We start from the raw sequence: 17,889 nt of genomic DNA, 5'->3' as shown, positions 1-17,889 counted from the left end.
CGTGCTAGCCACTAAGTCGAAACGGATCACTTCTACAAGACGTAGAAGTGACACAAATCACGAAATTGGGTGATTATCTCTGCTGCCTTGGGCGAGCTGCGAGCGGGTATCCGCCACCACTGCGGCAAGGCCATTACCTGCCAACCAACCACCAACTACCGTTAGGCCATCGGCTGCGGCGCACACCTTCCGGACCTGCTCTACGCGCTGTTTATGACCGACGGCGGCAAACGGCAAGGCACCTGCCCAGCGAACCACATCCCAATCAACAATGTCCGCGCGCGTAACGGGGACCGTCAACAACGCGGAAGCATCATCGAGCGCTGCGGCCAGCAACTCTTCATCGTCCATGACAACATCCGGCGCTCCCCCATCGGCATCCTCACGGCGGCCATAGGAAAGGCGCAGGACGTGCGTGCCCGGCCCGGCCTCCTCTGCCAGCCAATCCCATTTGGCAGTGGCATGCGTCAAGGCCTTAGCCCGGATACCCGGGGTCTGGGGGGCCACCAGGATTCCGGTGCCACGGGGCCGTCGGTCCAGTTCGGGAAGGTCGACAACCATCGTCACCAAGCTCACCAAGGGTCCGGGAGCAGGCCGCAGGCCGGACAGTTCCGGTACCGCCGTTTCCAGGAGCCCCACGGCAGCGGGACCATCGAGCGCTACTACCAGCCGACCGACGTCGTACGTGGCGTCACCGGCGGTGACCCGCCAGCCGTTGCTCGTTTTCGATACGCTGTCAGCGCGCTTTCCACTCAGCATGTCCACGCCGCGGTCCCGGAGGTCCTTAACCAGCGCGGAAATCAAGGTGTTCATGCCACCCTTCAAGCCGCCGACGGCGGAACCCGCTTTCGCGGGCCCGGCACCAGAGCCGGGGGCTGCCTTGCGCTGGGCAGCAACAGCAGCAGCCAAGGACCCGTGCTTCTTCAGGCCGACGCGGAGGCCCGGGGCCACCATGTCGACGTCCAAGAGGCCGGGATCGGCGGAGTGAACGCCACCCACCACCGGAGCAACCAGCCGCTCCAGGACCTTTTTGCCCATGCGGGCGCGGACCAGTGAGGACACGCTGGTGACCTCAGGTGTTGTGCCAAGCGAAGCGGGCAGCCAGCGGTCCAGGGATGCACGCAGGGCTCCGGAGAGGCCAAGCGAACGCCTCACTTCGGGGTCCCAAGGACTGGCCGGGATACCAAGAATTCCAGTCTTGGGCAGCTCTTGCGGCCCATCCGGTAACTGCACCCAGGCGCCGCCCGGGTGCGGGGAAACGATCTGGCCCTCCAGCCCGAGTTCGCGCGCCAGATCGGCGACTGCCGTGGACCGCGTAGCAAAGGACTCGGCCCCGCTGTCCAATGACAAGCCGGCTACCGTGTGTCTTCCGACGCAACCACCCCAAGCCTCGCTCGCCTCGAGGATCGTCACCGAGGTTCCCGCCATTGCCAGTTCCCGCGCAGCCAGAAGGCCGGAAATGCCGCCACCGATCACGACAGCGGTAGGCCTAGGCGATGGTTGCGTTGTGGCTGCTTCCTTCGTCTTGCCGTGGACGTGTCCCCCGCGCATGCGTCCTACTCTGCAGGGATCGAGTGGATGAGCTCCACGACCCGCGTCAGGACACCCGGGTCCGTCTCCGGGGGCACGCCGTGGCCCAGGTTCACCACGTGGCCTGGAGCGTGAGAGCCCGCGGCTATGACTTCGCGGACATGCGCTTCCAGGACCTCCCACGGGGCCGGGAGAAGGGCGGGGTCAACGTTGCCCTGGAGCGGCACCGTGCCACCCAAACGGCGGTTGGCCTCATCCAGCGGCAGCCTGTAGTCCACTCCCACAACGTCCACACCGACGTCGCGCATGGCGACAAGGAGCTCGGACGTGCCGGTACCGAAGTGCACCAGCGGGGCACCCAGCCCGCGCACGTGCTCCAGCGCCCGCGCCGATGCAGGAGCGACGTACTTGGCGTAATCAGCCAGGCCCAAGGACCCAGCCCAGGAGTCAAAGAGCTGTCCGGCTGACGCCCCGGCCTCAAGCTGTGCCTGAAGGAACATTCCGGAAGCATCCGCTGCCCAGTTGGCGAGGGCTGTCCAGGTTTCGGGGTCCGCGTGCATCATGGTCCGGGGGCCGAGGTGGTCCCGCGAAGGTTTCCCTTCGACCATGTAGGCGGCGAGCGTGAACGGCGCGCCGGCGAACCCGATGAGTGGAGTCTTACCCAGTTCCGCCACCGTCAGGCGAACGGCTTCGCGGATGGGCTCAAGTGCTTCCCAGGTCAGCTTGGGAAGGGCAGCTACATCGGCGGCTGTCCGTACGGGCTTGTCCAGGACCGGACCCACGCCCGGAACGATGTCCACGCCAACGCCTGCGAGCTTCAGCGGGATAACGATGTCGGAGAAGAAGATGGCGGCATCCACGTCGTGGCGGCGAACCGGCTGCAGGGTGATCTCCGCGGCCAGTTCGGGACGCAGGCACGAGTCCAGCATGGCAACGCCCTCGCGGACCTTCAGGTATTCCGGCAGGGACCTGCCAGCCTGGCGCATGAACCATACCGGCCTGCGTGACGGCTTGCCGCCCCGGTAGGCGGTGATGAGCGGGGAGTCCGACGTACGGCCGTCCATCAACGGGTGATCCGCGCCAAGTTTGCCGGCAGGTTCGCCTGCAGGGGCGTTGGTGGCCGTACTATTGGATGCTGCCGCGCTAGAAGTCATGCCTTTGATTGTGCCGAAAATCCCGGCCAAAAGATAACGACAGGCTGTCACGTCCTACCCCTCCAACCGGTGGAGTGGCGGGGATCACAGAACCGCGTGTGAATTCCCACTGCGCCGCATTGTTCTACCGGCCTGCGAAAAAGCTATGATTGGGTTGCTGTGGTTCTTTTCTCATTGGTGGCTACACACGCCGACATCGACCTCGAAACCGTTGCTCAGCTGAGCAACGGTTCCTCTGAGCTTGCCTCTTCGGCCCTCTCCGGATCCCCGATGGTCTCCGGCGCGGTAGTCCTGGCAACCTGCAACCGCTATGAGATCTACGGCGAAACAGCCAACGGAGCAGGCCTCGAAGCCGCCCGGTCGGCCCTGGTTTCCCAGATCAGCGAATTGAGCGGCCTCAACGAACAACTCGTGTCCCGCTCCTTCAGCACGCACACGGGACCTGACGTCACGCGGCACCTCTTCGCTGTAAGCGCCGGCTTGGACTCTGCCGTGGTGGGCGAACGCGAAATAGCCGGCCAGGTCCGCCGGGCCCTGATCACCGCTCAGCAGGAAGGCACTGCGAGTTCTGGACTCGTCCGCCTCTTCCAGGCTGCATCCAAGACCGCAAAAGACGTTGGCGCCCAAACGGCCCTCGGCTCGCGCGGCCTTTCCATCGTCTCTGTAGCCTTGGATCTGGCAACGGACCTCTCTGACAGTGACGATTGGTCTGCCAAGAAGGTAGTCGTCTTCGGAACGGGCGCCTACGCCGGCGCCACCATGTCCTTGCTCCGCGAACGCGGATGCACCGATGTTTCCGTCTACTCTTCCTCAGGCCGCGCCGAGGGCTTCGTCGCTACCCGCGGGGGCACAGCGCTCGACGCCGACAGCCTTCCGGCTGCGGTTGCCGCAGCCGACGTCATGATCGGATGCAGCGGTTCGGACACGCGCGTTGAAGCCGAGGATCTTGCCCGGGTCAGGGCAAATTCCGGTAAAACACTCATCGCGATCGATCTCGCGCTCACCCATGACTTCGACCCCGCAGTAGGCGAGCTCGACGGCGTCGAACTCCTCACGCTTGAGTCCGTACGTCTGGCTGCACCCCAGGAACAGGCGGAATCCCTGTCCCATGCCAGCGAGATCGTCAATGGCGCTGCATCGGCATTTGAAGCCGAACGCGAATCCCGCTCCGTGGACTCCGCGATCGTTGCCCTGCGGCGCCACACCATGAATGTGCTGGACGCTGAGATGGAAAAAGTCCGCGCCCGCCACGGTTGCACCGCCGCTGCCGAAGAGGTGGAGTTTGCGCTGCGCCGAATGGTCAAGCAGCTCCTGCACATTCCAACGGTGCGCGCCCGCGAACTTGCTGCCAACGGACAACAAGATGACTACGTGGCCGCCCTGGAAGCCTTGTACGGCATCCAAGTGGAGCAGCCCCAGGCTCCTGCTGCTGCAGAATGCCCCGTAGACCACGAGCAACTCCGCTCCGAAAGCGCCTGAAAACCCGTCTCCATCGGAATGCGCACGGGGCTCCAGCGATGCTTTCAGCCGAAGGCGTTCACGCCTGTCAGCTCAGCGGATAGTTCCCACAACTTCCGGGCATCCGCCCTGTCAATCGCGTGTCCGTCGACTCCCCTGTACCTTGCCAGGGGCGATTCCTTGTCCGTTGGTTCAGCAATGTCACAGTCCTCGCAGTAGACACCGCCCATGCCAGCCAAAGCCGGGGACGTCGCAGCCCAGACAGACGTCGCAGCCCCTTGCTCCGGCGTCTTGAAACCTTCCCGGAGGTTTCCTTCCGCGTCCATCCACCCCGCAGCCACCATTTCTTCTTTAGGCAGGTGGCGTTGGAGTTCGGTCATGATCCCTCCGGGGTGGACTGCGAAAGCACGGACCCCTGAATCCCGGCCCAAGCGGTCCAGCTCCACGGCGAAGAGCGAATTCGCGGTTTTGGCCTGCCCGTAGGCGCGCCACTTGTCATAGCCTGAGGTGAAATTGATGTCGTCAAAGCGGAGGGGTGAGAGCTTGTGGCCGGTGGACGAAAGGGACACAACCCTCGCGTTCCCGGAGGCGAGCAGTGCAGGCCACAAAAGGTTGACCAGCGTGTAATGCCCCAAGTGGTTCGTGGCGAACTGTGCCTCCCAGCCAGGCCCAACGCGATGCTCTGGGCTTGCCATGATCGCTGCGTTGTTTATCAGGATGTCCAGGGTGTCGTGCCGGTCAAGGTAGCGCGCTGCGAAGGCCCTGACGCTAGCTTGGTCGGCGAGGTCCAGGGCGTCCGCTTCCACGGCGTCCGCCAAACCTGCATCTGCCAGTACCTTCTGTGCGTGTTCGAGCCTGCGCGCCGGAACGGTAACGGTCGCCCCGGCGGAGGCCAAAGCCCTCACAGTCTCCAGTCCAAGCCCGGAATAACCGCCAGTGACAATTGCCGTCTTACCCGTCAAGTCAAGGCCTTCGACTACTTCCATGGCAGTTGAGCCATGCCCAAAACCTGAGCCGATGGGGTGTTGGGGCGTTTCTGTAAATTCTCCGCTCATGCTTGAGCTTCGCACAGATCAGGCGCGGGTGGGGAACGACTAGTAAACAGGCTTTTCGGGCTCGACGTCGCGGACCCAGGCGAGGATACCGCCGTCGAGATGGCTGACGCGCGTGTAGCCGGCCTTCTGTGCCGCCTCCAGGACGGCAGCAGAGCGCGTACCGGCCTTGCAGTGGAACACGATGTCCTTGTCCTGCGGCAATTCGATCCAAGCCTCGCCTGAGAGGATCCGGCCCTGCGGGATGAGGACGGAGCCGTCGATGTTCACGATGCTGTGCTCGCCGGACTCGCGGACGTCCACCAATTCAAAGTCGCGTTCACCAGCTTCCCGCTCGGCCAGCATCCGGGCGAGATCTTTCGCGGTGACGGTGTGCTCCTGGTCAGTAGCAGCAACCGGAGTCACCCCACAGAATGCTTCATAATCCACGAGTTCAGTGATGGGCTCCGCTTCAGGATCCTTGGAGACTTTGATTTCGCGCCAGCTGCCCCCAAGGGCGTCGAACAACGCTACCCGGCCAAGCAGGGAACGGCCGACGCCGGTAATCAGCTTGACTGCCTCAGTCACCATGAGGGAGCCAACGGCGGCACACAACATACCGAAGACTCCGCCCTCACCGCATGAGGGCACTGAGCCGGCAGGCGGGGCTTCAGGGTAGAGGTCACGGTAGGTTGGGCCGTGCTCGGCCCAGAAGACGCTGACTTGGCCGTCGAACCGGAAGATGGAGCCCCAGACGTACGGCTTGCCCAAAATCGCGGCGGCGTCGTTGACCAGGTAGCGGGTGGCAAAGTTGTCCGCGCCGTCCAGGATGAGATCGTAATCCGCGAACAGTTCCAAGGCATTCGAGGAGTCAAGGCGGACGTTGTGCAGGACAACATCGACCAAAGGGTTCAGCTCCGCAATGGCCTTCCGCGCAGATTCGATTTTCGGCGTGCCGACGTCGTTGACGCCGTGGATGACCTGACGCTGCAGGTTGCTGAGGTCTACGTCGTCGTCGTCGACGATTCCCAGGGTTCCTACGCCCGCCGCAGCGAGGTACAGCAATGCTGGAGATCCCAGCCCGCCGGCACCGATGACAAGAACTTTCGCATTCTTAAGCCTGCGTTGGCCCAGAGCGCCGATTTCCGGAATGATGAGATGCCGGGAGTACCGTTCCACCTCGGCCGGCGTTAGTGCGGCGGTCGGTTCAACGAGGGGTGGCAGGACAGCGGGCGCGGGGTGGGCAGCAAGAATTGAGGCCATACCCCAATGTATGCCTGCCGATGCCGCCCGGTCATATTACCCACCGGTACAGTGGTCATAACTGCAAAGGAAAGGCGGCAGACTGTGGCTGACGGCACACGGGCAAACGATGGAGCACCAGCGAAGCAAGAACGGACTGGTTCGACGCGTTCAGCGAGGTTGCCCCGGGACGAGCGCCGCGCACAACTGCTTAACGCCGCGTTGGAAGTATTCGTCTCCAACGGCTTCCACGGCGCAGCCATGGACGAAATTGCCGAGACAGCGCATGTGAGCAAGCCGGTCCTGTATCAGCACTTCCCTTCCAAGCGCGAGTTGTACATGGCGCTGCTGGACAGCCACCTGGCCGCCCTGACCGATTTGATGCTCAACGCCCTGAACTCCACCACGGATAACAAAGAGCGCGTGAAGGCAGTCATGCGGGCCTACTACAGGTTCATTGCCGACGACGACCAAGCCCACCGCCTGGTTTTCGAGTCTGACCTCATTAATGACCCCGATGTCAGCTCGCGCTTGGAGACGTTCAACAAAACGTTCGCCGACGCCGTGGCCCACGTCATCGCCGAGGACACCAAATTGCCTCCTCTGGAGGCACAGCTCCTGGGCCGGGGACTGGCAGGAATGGCGCAGGTCAGCGCCCGCTACTGGCTGGAAACCGATGGAAACCTGGACCTCGATGTAGCCAGTGATCTGATCTATCGTTTAGCTTGGCGCGGAATCAGTCGATTCCCCAAAGAGTCCTAGGCTACAAATAGAGGACTGACTTAAAACTTGATTGGCTTGGAGGCCTTGCTGTGGAAGTAAAGATCGGCATTCAGAATGTTGGCCGTGAAATTGTGCTCGAATCCGCACTCGATGCTGATGCTGTAGCCAAGATCGTCGGAGAGGCCATCTCCAAGGGTTCGGACCTGTGGCTCACGGATGAGAAGGGCCGCCAGATCATCGTTCCCGGCAGCGTGTTGGGCTACGTTGAAATTGGTGCCGAGGAAGTCCGCCGCGTCGGCTTCGGCGCACTCTAGCGGTTCCCGGCTACAGCTGCCGCTAAGGAGTCTCCATGCTTTCACTCGTTGTGGTGGTTCTTGCCACCATCGCTACAGGCTTCATCGTGTGGGCAAATGACAAGCGACACGGCAAGTACGGCATTGCATTGCCGGCGGGCGTTTCGGCAACCGTGGGCGTGCTGAGCTGGATAGCTTTCATCATGGCCGGCTTTGGTTACCAGCCCGGGCTGACCTGGATCCCCTGGATCCTCCCTATCGTGTTGGGGACGGGCATCGCGATTGCCGTTGTGGTCTTTCTGGGCCGCAAGCGCACCCAGCATGACACCGCCGCCCTCACCAAAGCCCTGAGGCTCTAGGCGCTGGTCGCTCTCAAACGACGCTGTTCAGTCTTAAATGGCTCTGGCCATCACCCGTGGGTGATGGCCAGAGCCATTTAACCTTCTGTCCCGTTCAAACTCCTGGGTAGCGATCCGGCTGCGCCAAAGCACCGGATACGGCTGCGGTCTCGCTCACGGCGGCCGCAGCAGCGACGTCGCGTTGGGTCACCTGGCCGCCGGCGTCGTGGGAAACGTAACGCAGGAACACCCTGTTGTAACGCCAGTCAAGATCCGGATGGTGGTTCTGTTCCTCGGCGATCTGGCCAATGGCGGCAATGAGCGCCAAGGCGTCCGCCGCCGTCGAGGTTTTGAACACCGTCACGAGGCCGTCCTGGAGCTTCCAGTCCGGAAGGTCCTTGAGGGCGGCCTCCATAGCGGCCTGGGTCAATGGCTCTCTCCTGTCAGCCACAACGGCTCCTTCATTCAGAGGAACTCTGCCCGGCCTTCCATGGCCGATGACGCGAGGGCGTGCTCCCGGCGCGGGATACGGCCTGCCTGCTTGGCCAGCCTACCGGCGATCACCGCGTGTTTGAAGGCTTCGCCCATCTGCACCGGATTCTGCGCACGGGTCACGGCTGTCGCCAGCAGGACAGCATCGCAGCCCAGCTCCATGGCAAGCGCGGCATCAGAGGCGGTCCCGATGCCGGCGTCAAGCACTACCGGCACGGAGGCCCGGGACACGATCAGTTCGATGTTGTGCGGGTTCAGGATGCCCAGCCCCGTCCCAATAGGCGAGCCGAGGGGCATGACTGCTGTGGCACCCAGGTTGTCCAGACGCAACGCAAGGACAGGATCGTCATTGGTGTAGGCGAAGACCTTGAAGCCACAGTTCACCAGCTGTTCCGTTGCCTCCACGAGTTCCACCGCGTCCGGAAGGAGCGTATGTTCATCGGCGATGACTTCCAGCTTCACCCAGTCCGTCTCCAGCGCCTCCCGGGCGAGTTCTGCGGTCATCACTGCGTCCTTGGCAGTAAAACAGCCAGCGGTGTTGGGCAGGACCCGGATGTTGTGATCCAGCAGGAGTTGAAACAGTGAACCTGTCTCGGCCGGTGAGTATCGCCGCATTGCCACAGTGGTCAGTTCCGTTCCTGACGCCAGGAGGGCTGCTCCCAGCCCATCCAGACTCGGCGCACCACCGGTACCCATGATCAGGCGGGAGCCGAATTCGACGCCGTCGATCACTAAAGCATCAGTGCGGATCTCAGTATTTGCTGCGGTCATTTTTCAGCCTCCCTGGACTGCGGTCACGAGTTCGAGTTCGTCTCCATCGGCGAGCGCAGTCGCTGCCCATTGGCTGCGCGGCACTACCTCGGAATTACGTGCGACGGCGACACCCAGCTTGCCGCCGTCGGCTGCCTGTCCCCGGTGGTCCAGGACGCGGCCTGTGATGGCGCTGACCAGCGTGCTGACTGATGCGTCGTCCGCCACGGCGTGGTCGGAGCCGTTGAGTTTGATGTTCATGGTGTGTCCTTGATTGCTGGTTGGAGGCGGTGATCCCGCGTTGCCGTGAATCGATCGGGCCCGAAAATGGACCATCGGGGGTCGGCTGAGCCGCTGATCAGCCCGCCTACGATTTTGGCGGCCACAGGCGTCAATAGGACGCCGTGGCGGAAGAACCCGGTTGCGATCACGAGACCGTCGATAGTGCCTTCGGGCCCAGTAACGCGTCCCAGTAATGGTGCGTTGTCAGGAGTCCCGGGCCGTGCGCGGGCTGTCGCTTCCAACAGTTCCAGTTCCGCCACTGCAGGCACCAACACCTGTGCATCCCGCAGCAGTTGATAGACGCCACCGGCGGACACTGCATTGGTGGATGCCGATAGTCCGTCCTCGCGCTGGGTGGCTCCAATCACCACCGTGCCATCATCCCGGGGCACGATGTAGACCGGCACCCCGCGGACCATGCCCCGGACGGTGGATGTGATCAGGGGCTGGAGGTGTTGGGGAACGCGCAGCCTGAGAATGTCGCCGTAAACGGGCCGCAGGGGCAGATTGAGGCCCTCGGGGAGATTGCCGATCCTTGCTGCATCCAGCCCGCAGGCCACTACAGTCTCCGAAGCCAAAACGACGACGCCGGAGTCCGTTTTGGTGCCGGGATGCAGTTCCACCCCGGAGACCCGGTCCCCATCCCAGAGCAACCGGGATGCTTGGAACGGCAGGGCGAAACCGTCTTCAGCCCCGGAAACCCACGTTGCATCACTTGGTCCGTGGGCCGACAATCCTTCCAGGAGGCATCGTGCAAGGCGCCGAGGATCCACCTGGTGATCGGCTGGTATGTCGAAGGCACAGGAGATCTGTGGGCTCAGCAGAGGCTCACGCTCACGCGCTTCCCGCAATGACACGGGCTCCACGTGCAGCCCCGCGGCCTGCTGCACGATGCGGAGGTCTGCCAGCGCGCGACGGTCCGCGGCGTCGGCACCAACGGCAATGGTCGACGTCGTGCGGTATCCGGTGGCTGATTCGCTGCCCTGGACGCTCCGGATGAAAGCGGGCCACAGTTGCGAGGATTCCAGCATGAGTTCCAGGAGGTCTTCCTCCTGGTAGTGGAGCTCACTCACCGGAGCCAGCATCCCGGCGGCAGCGAACGTCGCACCCGATGCAGGGGTGGGATCAATGAGGACCACGGAGCGGCCCTGGCGGCGGGCTTCGTGCGCGATGCCAAGGCCAATGATGCCGCCACCAATCACGGCCACATCTGCATGCAAGGGGTTTTGGCGGGATTCTGCCATATGTTTCCTTCCCTACGCCGGTATTAGCCGGATCAGGTCAAGCGGTCGGCGCTGAAGCCCTCTCAGCCGGACGGTCATATGACGCTGTCACGGCTCCCGCAGTACGTGCCCAGTTTAGAGGAACTACTCTGGTTTCCATGACCCAGCATGATGTCCACACCACTGCCCGTCTCTACTTGTGCACCGATGCCCGCAAACGGCAGGGCGATTTTGAAGACTTCGTCGACGCCGCGTTTGAGGGCGGCGTAGACATCATCCAGCTTCGCGACAAGACGCTCGAGGCCGCCGAAGAGCTTGAGGTCCTGGAGGTTCTGCACGACGTTGCCCAACGGCACGGTCGGCTGTGGGCCGTCAACGACCGCGCCGATGTTGCCAGTATTTCCGGGGCTCCGGTGTTCCATATCGGGCAAAAGGACATCCCCCTGCGCGCCGCACGTCACCTCCTCCACGACCGCACCGTGATCGGCCTCTCCACCCATACGCCGGAGCAGGTTGACGCCGCCATAACGGCGTCCCCTGGCAGGAGTGGGTTGGATTATTTCTGTGTTGGTCCGGTGTGGGCAACGCCCACAAAGCCTGGTCGTGACGCAGTTGGGCTGGACCTGGTCACATATGCCGCGGAAGCCGTAAAACGCGCAGACGAGGAAACGGTTGGTGGCGTGCTGCTCCCCTGGTTCGCAATCGGTGGCATCGACCTCAGCAACGTTGAAGAGGTGGTTGCCGCGGGAGCGAGCCGGATCGTCGTCGTACGGGCCATCACTGAAGCGGAGGACCCGACGGCGGCAGCCAAGGCGCTGCTGGGAGCCCTCGACGCCGGCTAGACAGTCGGCTCGGACTTGGGCGGCGGCTAGGGCGGGTCGAACCCTAAGCCGTCAGTCCAAGCCCCGACATCCGGCGCCCGTGCCGCTCGGCAAGCTCAGCCGTGAGTGCCCTGACTGCTGCCCGGGCATCCCCTCCGGCCTTCAGGAGCGGTCCCAGGTCGGGATGTTCCATGCCGACTCGTTGGGCTTGCGTAAGTGCCTCACCGACAAGACGGCGACCCCACAAAGCCAGTCGCGATGACAGGCGCGGGTCATCCGCCAGTGCGCGCCGCAGGAGGATACGGAGCACTTCCGTGGCTTGGTCGGCGGAGGCAACCTTCTGGACAAAGAGTTGCGTCCCGGCATCAAGGAATGAGGCGACCATGCGGTAGAAGTCCGAAGACACGGTGTCGATCACATACGCCTTCATGACGGATTCAAACCAGTCCGCTGGCCTCGTTCGCTCATGGAAGTGGTCAAACGAACGCTGGAACGGAAGCATGGCCTCTTCGGCGTCGAGTCCCATCTCCGAGAGCCGGCTGCTGATCATGGCGAAGTTTCCGTAGGCACCCACAGCGATCTTCGCCAGCACTGCCCTGTCATGGAGCGTGGGAGCGTACCGGGAGTCGAAAGACAGCCGGCCAAACGCCGAGAGCTCGCCGTATGCCATGGCTCCCAACAGCTCCGAGGAGAGGCGCTGGACACGAGCATTATCGTCCAAGGAAGTGCTCATGGTCCAAGACTATCCAGCGATTTCGGGCTAACCTGATTTTCGTGTCACATCATCGGATTTCGCCCAACGTCGACGACTCGTCGGACCAGCTCGCGGAGGCATTTGCAGCCCTCCGGACCGAACTGGAGCTCCCGGGCGAGTATCCGGCCGAAGCCGTGGCGGAAGCCCGGAAAGCAGTAGAAAACCACACGCTGCCGGACCGTGACCTCAGGGACATTCCGTTTGTGACCATCGATCCAGCCACGTCCACCGACCTGGACCAAGCGGTATTCATTGAACGTGCCGGTGACGGTTACAAAGTCCTCTACGCAATCGCGGACGTGCCATCCTTTGTGGCTCCCGGCGGGGCGCTCGATGCCGAAACCCGGCAACGGGGACAAACGTTTTACGCTCCTGACGGGAGGATCCCTCTGCACCCGGAGGTTATCAGCGAAAACGCAGGAAGCCTGCTGGCTGGCCAAGACTGCAGCGCTTTCGTGTGGGCCTTCGAACTGGACCACAACGCGGAGGTATCCACCACGTCCGTGGCCCGTGGCACTGTCCGTAGTCGCGCCAAGCTCAGTTACAAAGGTGCTCAGGAACTGATCGATGCCGGCACAGCCCCAGCGGTCCTTGAGCTCCTTAAGGAGGTTGGCCTGAAGCGCGTTGAACTGGAACGACTCCGCGGTGGCGCCAACCTGAACATGCCGGAGCAGGAAATCGTCCAGGCGACCGGTGGCGGGGGCTACAGGATTGTGGCCGCGCCGTCCCTGCCTGTGGAGGACTGGAACGCGCAGATATCCCTCATGACCGGGATGGCAGCGGCCCAACTAATGCTCGACGGAAAAGTGGGCATCCTGCGCACCATGCCGGCACCGGATGAACGGTCACTGCTCCATTTCAAACGCCAGACCAAGGCTCTCGGAAAACCCTGGGACGGCGAGGTCACCTACGGTGAGTACCTTCGGACACTTGACGCTTCGGATCCCAAACAGCTTGCCATCCTGCACTCGGCAGGCACACTCTTCCGCGGCGCTGGATACACGCCTTTCGATGGCGAACTTCCACCCAACATCCTCCAGTCAGCCATCGGCGCGCCCTATGCACACACCACTGCCCCTTTGCGTCGCCTCATCGACCGCTTTGTCCTGGTGATCTGCGAGGCCCTCAGCAATGGCCACCAGATCCCGTCGTGGGCGCGGGAAGCACTTCCATCCCTGCCTGAGATCATGGCTTCATCCGACCAACTGGCCGGGCGGCTTGAGCGTCTGGCCATGGACACCGTGGAAGCTGCACTCGTGGCGAACCACATCGGCGAGGAGTTCGACGCCGTCGTCATCTCCGGTTCCAAGCCCTCCAACGGCTCGGCGAATGGCAATGGGCGAGGAAACGGAAACGGCAATGGGCCCTTCGGCATCATCCAGATAGCCGAACCGGCGGTGACAGCCCGATGTGACGGTGAACTGGAATCAGGCACGAAGGTCCGGGTGCAACTCCTGAAGGCCGATATCGCCAGCCGCGAGATCCGCTTTACCCTGCTTCCCTGAAGCTCCGCAGCACCCGAACTGCCGCCGATCCGGGGTTTACGGCTCCCAGAGGATAGACTGACCCTGTAGTAATGGATGCCCGGTCGTTGATTCAGTCAATTTTTGAACTCAACAAGCCCGCCCCTACGCGATCTTGAGATGTGCCCGCTGGTCACCAGTGCCAGTACTTAGATAGCCCGCGATCGGCTTCCACTGGATTAGCTTGCGCGCCCGTTCGTGCTCCGGTACGGCTCCGCCACCCGTTGAGCATGCAGCGCCAATGCCCAAATGAATAAGGAAACTCCCTGTGAGTGAATTGCACACCCATGAAGTCCTGACGGACGCCACCGGCACCGAATCCATCGAGCCCGAGGAAACGATCATCTCTGATGAGACGCCCCACGAGATCGAAGAGAAATCGTTCGCTGACTACAACGTCCGCGCCGACATCGTCGAATCCCTCGCCGATGCCGGTATCACCCACCCCTTCCCCATCCAGGCCATGACGCTGCCCGTCGCCCTCAGCGGCCACGACATCATCGGCCAGGCCAAGACCGGTACAGGCAAGACCCTCGGTTTCGGCATTCCGGCACTGCAGCGCGTGGAGGGCCGGGACGACCCCGGCTACGCCAAGCTGGCCGTCCCCGGTGCGCCGCAGGCCTTGGTCATCGTTCCTACCCGTGAGCTTGCGGTACAGGTGGCCAATGATCTCCAGGCGGCATCGCGTAAGCGCAACGCCCGCATCGCCACAATCTACGGTGGCCGTGCCTACGAGCCGCAGATCGACGCCCTCCAGAAGGGCGTCGAGGTAGTGGTTGGCACCCCCGGCCGTTTGATCGACCTCTACAAGCAGAAACACCTCAGCCTGAAGAACGTCAAAATGGTGATCCTGGACGAGGCCGACGAAATGCTGGACCTCGGCTTCCTGCCGGACGTGGAAACACTCATCGCTGGTACACCGGCCGTTCGCCAGACCCTGCTGTTCTCCGCCACCATGCCCGGCCCGGTCATTGCGATGGCCCGCCGCTACATGACGCAGCCCACCCACATCCGTGCTGCCGATCCGAACGACGAAGGCCTCACCAAGCGCGACATCCGCCAGCTCATCTACCGTGCCCACAGCATGGACAAGACCGAGGTAGTGGCCCGAATCCTGCAGGCCCGCGGACGTGGCCGCACCATCATCTTCACCAAAACCAAGCGCACCGCCGCCAAGGTGGCGGAGGAACTGGTCGACCGCGGATTTGCCGCTGCTGCGATCCACGGCGACCTCGGCCAGGGCGCCCGCGAGCAGGCTCTCCGCGCGTTCCGCAACAACAAGGTGGACGTCCTGGTTGCCACGGACGTTGCCGCCCGTGGCATCGACGTCGATGACGTTACGCACGTCATCAACTACCAGTGCGTGGAAGACGAAAAGATCTACCTGCACCGCGTGGGCCGTACCGGCCGCGCCGGCAACAAGGGAACCGCCGTCACCTTCGTCGACTGGGACGACATGCCCCGCTGGGGCCTGATCAACAAAGCACTGGGGCTCAGCGTTCCGGAGCCGGTTGAAACCTATTCCTCCTCCCCCCACCTCTACAGTGACCTCGACATTCCCGAGGGCACCAAGGGCCGCCTCCCGCGCAGCAAGCGCACCCTTGCCGGCGTCGATGCCGAGGTCCTCGAGGACCTGGGTGAAACAGGCAAGAAGAACTCCCGTTCCGGCGGTTCATCCCGTGACGGTGGACGCAATGGCGGCCGTGGCCGTGGAAACGCAGCCAAGTCCACCGAAGCCAACTCGGAATCAAACGGTGAGGGCGGACGCAACCGTACACGCCGCCGTCGTACATCCGAAGCCGATGCGGCCCCCGCTGCTGGTGCCTCCGAAACCCGCAGCGCTACTGGCGAAAATGCCGAGAAGCCGGCCCGCACGCGGCGTACCCGCACGCGCCGCCGTAACGGCGAAGTGGTTTCCGGCGGGACCGCTGGCGCCCAGTCCGGCAACTCCGAGGCCTAAAGTCCTCAATGACTGAAACTGTTTGGGCGCCGGACGGCGGCAATCTGGTGGTGCACGCGGACAACGCGGAATTCCTCCCGACGCTGCCGGACGGCGCCTTCACACTCATTTACGTGGACCCCCCCTTCAACACTGGCCGGGTTCAACGCCGTCAGGAAACACGCATGGTCCGCAACGCGGACGGCGACGGCGACCGCGTCGGGTTCAAGGGACGCTCCTACGACACCATCAAGGGTGCCCTTCACAGCTACGATGACGCCTTCAGCGACTACTGGTCCTTCCTGGAACCCAAGCTCGTAGAGGCCTGGCGGCTCCTTGCCGACAACGGCACGCTGTACCTGCACCTGGACTACCGCGAGGTGCACTACGCCAAGGTAATGTTGGATGCCATTTTTGGCCGGGAGTGTTTCCTCAACGAGATCATCTGGGCCTACGACTACGGCGCCAGGGCCAAGAACCGCTGGCCCACCAAGCACGACAACATCCTGGTGTACGTCAAGAATCCTACGAAGTACCACTTCGACAACGCTGAAGTGGACCGTGAACCCTACATGGCACCCGGCCTGGTAACGCCCGCCAAACGCGAACTCGGCAAACTCCCCACGGACGTCTGGTGGCACACCATCGTCTCGCCAACCGGCAGGGAAAAGACCGGCTACCCCACCCAGAAACCCGAAGGCCTGGTACGCAGGATCGTCTCCGCCTCGAGCCGCGAGGGCGACTGGTGCCTGGATTTCTTTGCGGGATCAGGAACTCTCGGCGCTGTTGCCGCCAAGCTGGGGCGCAATTTCGTGTGCGTGGACCAGAACGAGCAAGCCATCGAGGTCATGCGGAAGCGGCTGGGCGCCAAGGCGTCGTTCCACCCCAACTAGAGCCGTATGTTGGTCAGCCGCACCCGTGCATCAATTGGATTCCGTGGTCGCCCTGCCTATTTTCCAGCACTGCTCCATAGGAATCACACAATGCGTTAACCAGCAGTGCGAAGCCTTGACCGTTCTGATAATTCCCTTCACCGCCGGGCACCTCAGGCACGGTGCCTGGAGGGAGGAATACCCAGGCGCCCCAGGCTTCCACATAGCCCCAGTTTCCGGTGAAGTGGACGTTGCTGCTGATATCGGGAACATATACCCACTCAGTGCCTGTATAGGCCGGGCGGCTCACGTTATTACAGTCCAGGGCATTTGCTGTGGCGGGGATGAACATTAAAGTGGCGGCAAGGGCTGTTGCAGCCAAGGATTTCTTGAACATGATTGCTCCATCGACGGGGTGAGTCATTCCTTGCGATGAGACCTTCCGTGGTGCGGCCCAGCCCGCCTCCCCCACGAGCGCCAGACTACTCTTCCCCTGCAGCACGTCAACACATTTTTCGAAGCCGTGGATTCGGCAGCGGTATCCTCTTATGGCCGGACAACCCGCGTTCCCGTGCCCAACTCCTCGATCCTCGCCAGGACGTCCGGGGATGTCAGGTTCTCTCCCAGCCGATTGGGTTTGCCGGCTCCGTGATAGTCGGATGATCCCGTGATGAGCAGCCCATGTTCGGATGCCATGGTGCGAAGAAGGCTACGGCCTTCTTCCGGGTTGTCGCGGTGTTCAATTTCCAGGCCGAGCAGTCCGGCGTCGATCATCTCCCGGTACGTCCGCTCCCCCACAATTCGTCCCCTCGCCGAAGCGACCGGGTGTGCGAAGACCGGCACGCCGCCAGCGGCACGGACAAGCTCGACGGCGATAGCGGGTTCGGGTGCGTAGTGCTGCACGAAGTATCGCGAATGCGAGGTGAGGATGGACGTGAAGGCTTCGGAGCGGTCAGCGACCACGCCAGCAGCAACCAAGGCATCCGCGATATGCGGACGCCCTACTGTGGCGCCGGGAGCCACATGGTGGATGACGTCGTCCCACGTCAGGGGGTAATCCTCTGACAACAGAGTGACCATGCGCTCGGCGCGCGTGAGCCGGGCGTCCTTTGATTTGGTGATCTCCTCAAGAAGCCCGGGGTGGGAAGGATCATGCAGGTAGCTCAAAAGGTGGACGCTGATCCCCTGCTCCGTCCGGCACGAGATCTCCATTCCGGGAACAAAAGTGACTCCATGCTCCTTGGCAGCGGCAGCAGCAAGCGCCCAGCCATCAGTGGAATCGTGGTCCGTCAACGCAATGACGTCCAGGCCTGCAGCTGCGGCCGAAATGATCACCCCGGCTGGGGGCTCGGTTCCGTCGGAAACATTCGAGTGCGTATGCAGGTCTATCCTCACTTTCCCAGCCTATGGGATGCGGACCTTCTTGGGGTGTTGCGCCGTTGGCCTCCTCACGAAACTGGTGGG

General features: G+C 62.8%; 19 protein-coding genes and 1 riboswitch. Of the genes, 8 read left to right on the top strand and 11 right to left on the bottom strand.

Annotated features, from left to right (window positions below; genetic code table 11):
• Window positions 1-57: 57 nt before the first annotated feature.
• Window positions 58-1,551 carry a protoporphyrinogen oxidase gene (gene hemG, locus ACFX4T_RS00210; RefSeq protein WP_377650430.1) on the bottom strand — a complete coding sequence of 498 codons (1,494 nt, stop codon included), beginning with the start codon at window positions 1,549-1,551 and terminating at the stop codon, window positions 58-60.
• A 5-nt stretch (window positions 1,552-1,556) separates the two neighbouring features.
• The gene (hemE, locus tag ACFX4T_RS00205) at window positions 1,557-2,684 is read right to left on the bottom strand and encodes a uroporphyrinogen decarboxylase (protein WP_377650429.1); all 1,128 of its coding nucleotides are present in this window, start codon (window positions 2,682-2,684) and stop codon (window positions 1,557-1,559) included.
• Between the two features lie 159 nt (window positions 2,685-2,843).
• Here hemE and ACFX4T_RS00200 point away from each other — a divergent pair, with 159 nt between their 5' ends.
• Entirely contained in the window at window positions 2,844-4,163 is a 1,320-nt protein-coding gene (locus tag ACFX4T_RS00200; RefSeq protein WP_216924092.1) for a glutamyl-tRNA reductase, read from the top strand.
• A gap of 44 nt (window positions 4,164-4,207) precedes the next feature.
• On the opposite strand, the gene ACFX4T_RS00195 is transcribed toward ACFX4T_RS00200, so the two are convergent.
• Together ACFX4T_RS00195 and moeB are read right to left on the bottom strand one after the other, a co-directional pair.
• Window positions 4,208-5,197, bottom strand: a complete 990-nt coding sequence (locus tag ACFX4T_RS00195; protein ID WP_377650428.1) for an SDR family NAD(P)-dependent oxidoreductase — start codon at window positions 5,195-5,197, stop codon at window positions 4,208-4,210.
• A gap of 39 nt (window positions 5,198-5,236) precedes the next feature.
• The gene (gene moeB, locus ACFX4T_RS00190; RefSeq protein ID WP_377650427.1) at window positions 5,237-6,436 is read right to left on the bottom strand and encodes a molybdopterin-synthase adenylyltransferase MoeB; all 1,200 of its coding nucleotides are present in this window, start codon (window positions 6,434-6,436) and stop codon (window positions 5,237-5,239) included.
• A gap of 6 nt (window positions 6,437-6,442) precedes the next feature.
• Here moeB and ACFX4T_RS00185 point away from each other — a divergent pair, with 6 nt between their 5' ends.
• The 3 genes from ACFX4T_RS00185 to ACFX4T_RS00175 are packed head-to-tail and all read left to right on the top strand — an operon-like array spanning window position 6,443 to window position 7,790.
• Window positions 6,443-7,177, top strand: coding sequence for a TetR/AcrR family transcriptional regulator (locus ACFX4T_RS00185; RefSeq protein ID WP_223946458.1), 735 nt, complete (start codon window positions 6,443-6,445; stop codon window positions 7,175-7,177).
• Window positions 7,178-7,227: 50 nt separating this feature from the next.
• The gene (locus tag ACFX4T_RS00180) at window positions 7,228-7,452 is read left to right on the top strand and encodes a DUF3107 domain-containing protein (protein ID WP_377650426.1); all 225 of its coding nucleotides are present in this window, start codon (window positions 7,228-7,230) and stop codon (window positions 7,450-7,452) included.
• Between the two features lie 35 nt (window positions 7,453-7,487).
• Window positions 7,488-7,790 (top strand): hypothetical protein, encoded by a 303-nt coding sequence (locus ACFX4T_RS00175; RefSeq protein WP_377650425.1) that lies wholly within the window; start codon window positions 7,488-7,490, stop codon window positions 7,788-7,790.
• A gap of 94 nt (window positions 7,791-7,884) precedes the next feature.
• Here the strand turns inward: ACFX4T_RS00175 and ACFX4T_RS00170 are convergent, their stop codons facing one another.
• From ACFX4T_RS00170 to ACFX4T_RS00155, 4 genes are all read right to left on the bottom strand, one after another.
• Entirely contained in the window at window positions 7,885-8,220 is a 336-nt protein-coding gene (locus ACFX4T_RS00170; protein WP_377650424.1) for a 4a-hydroxytetrahydrobiopterin dehydratase, read from the bottom strand.
• A gap of 14 nt (window positions 8,221-8,234) precedes the next feature.
• On the bottom strand, window positions 8,235-9,032 hold the full coding sequence (locus tag ACFX4T_RS00165) for a thiazole synthase (protein WP_377650423.1): 798 nt from the start codon (window positions 9,030-9,032) through the stop codon (window positions 8,235-8,237).
• A 3-nt stretch (window positions 9,033-9,035) separates the two neighbouring features.
• Window positions 9,036-9,272 carry a sulfur carrier protein ThiS gene (gene thiS / locus ACFX4T_RS00160; RefSeq protein ID WP_216924100.1) on the bottom strand — a complete coding sequence of 79 codons (237 nt, stop codon included), beginning with the start codon at window positions 9,270-9,272 and terminating at the stop codon, window positions 9,036-9,038.
• Window positions 9,269-10,537 carry an FAD-dependent oxidoreductase gene (locus ACFX4T_RS00155; RefSeq protein ID WP_377650422.1) on the bottom strand — a complete coding sequence of 423 codons (1,269 nt, stop codon included), beginning with the start codon at window positions 10,535-10,537 and terminating at the stop codon, window positions 9,269-9,271. Before ACFX4T_RS00155 ends, thiS begins: the two co-directional genes overlap by 4 nt.
• Window positions 10,530-10,647, bottom strand: a riboswitch (TPP riboswitch). It overlaps the preceding gene by 8 nt.
• A 27-nt stretch (window positions 10,648-10,674) precedes the next feature.
• On the opposite strand from ACFX4T_RS00155, the gene thiE reads away from it, so the two are divergent.
• Window positions 10,675-11,358 carry a thiamine phosphate synthase gene (thiE, locus tag ACFX4T_RS00150; protein ID WP_377650421.1) on the top strand — a complete coding sequence of 228 codons (684 nt, stop codon included), beginning with the start codon at window positions 10,675-10,677 and terminating at the stop codon, window positions 11,356-11,358.
• Window positions 11,359-11,401: 43 nt separating this feature from the next.
• Here thiE and ACFX4T_RS00145 read toward each other — a convergent pair whose 3' ends face one another.
• The gene (locus tag ACFX4T_RS00145) at window positions 11,402-12,070 is read right to left on the bottom strand and encodes a ferritin-like fold-containing protein (protein ID WP_216924103.1); all 669 of its coding nucleotides are present in this window, start codon (window positions 12,068-12,070) and stop codon (window positions 11,402-11,404) included.
• A gap of 41 nt (window positions 12,071-12,111) precedes the next feature.
• On the opposite strand from ACFX4T_RS00145, the gene ACFX4T_RS00140 reads away from it, so the two are divergent.
• The 3 genes from ACFX4T_RS00140 to ACFX4T_RS00130 all read left to right on the top strand — a co-directional run bounded on the left by ACFX4T_RS00140 (window position 12,112) and on the right by ACFX4T_RS00130 (window position 16,446).
• Window positions 12,112-13,596: an RNB domain-containing ribonuclease gene (locus ACFX4T_RS00140; RefSeq protein ID WP_216924104.1), complete on the top strand. Its 1,485-nt coding sequence runs from the start codon at window positions 12,112-12,114 to the stop codon at window positions 13,594-13,596.
• A gap of 286 nt (window positions 13,597-13,882) precedes the next feature.
• On the top strand, window positions 13,883-15,574 hold the full coding sequence (locus ACFX4T_RS00135; protein ID WP_216924105.1) for a DEAD/DEAH box helicase: 1,692 nt from the start codon (window positions 13,883-13,885) through the stop codon (window positions 15,572-15,574).
• Between the two features lie 8 nt (window positions 15,575-15,582).
• Complete coding sequence (locus ACFX4T_RS00130) at window positions 15,583-16,446, top strand: site-specific DNA-methyltransferase (protein ID WP_216924106.1); 864 nt, start codon at window positions 15,583-15,585, stop codon at window positions 16,444-16,446.
• A gap of 13 nt (window positions 16,447-16,459) precedes the next feature.
• On the opposite strand, the gene ACFX4T_RS00125 is transcribed toward ACFX4T_RS00130, so the two are convergent.
• Together ACFX4T_RS00125 and ACFX4T_RS00120 are read right to left on the bottom strand one after the other, a co-directional pair.
• On the bottom strand, window positions 16,460-16,822 hold the full coding sequence (locus ACFX4T_RS00125; protein ID WP_216924107.1) for a hypothetical protein: 363 nt from the start codon (window positions 16,820-16,822) through the stop codon (window positions 16,460-16,462).
• A gap of 149 nt (window positions 16,823-16,971) precedes the next feature.
• Window positions 16,972-17,820, bottom strand: a complete 849-nt coding sequence (locus ACFX4T_RS00120; protein WP_216924108.1) for a PHP domain-containing protein — start codon at window positions 17,818-17,820, stop codon at window positions 16,972-16,974.
• Window positions 17,821-17,889 lie beyond the last annotated feature (69 nt).

Source organism: Paenarthrobacter sp. YIM B13468 (genome assembly GCF_042788025.1).
GTDB classification, from domain to species: Bacteria; Actinomycetota; Actinomycetes; order Actinomycetales; family Micrococcaceae; genus Arthrobacter; species Arthrobacter aromaticivorans.
Note: the sequence above shows the minus strand (reverse complement) of the source record. Positions and strands in the feature narration are given on the sequence as shown.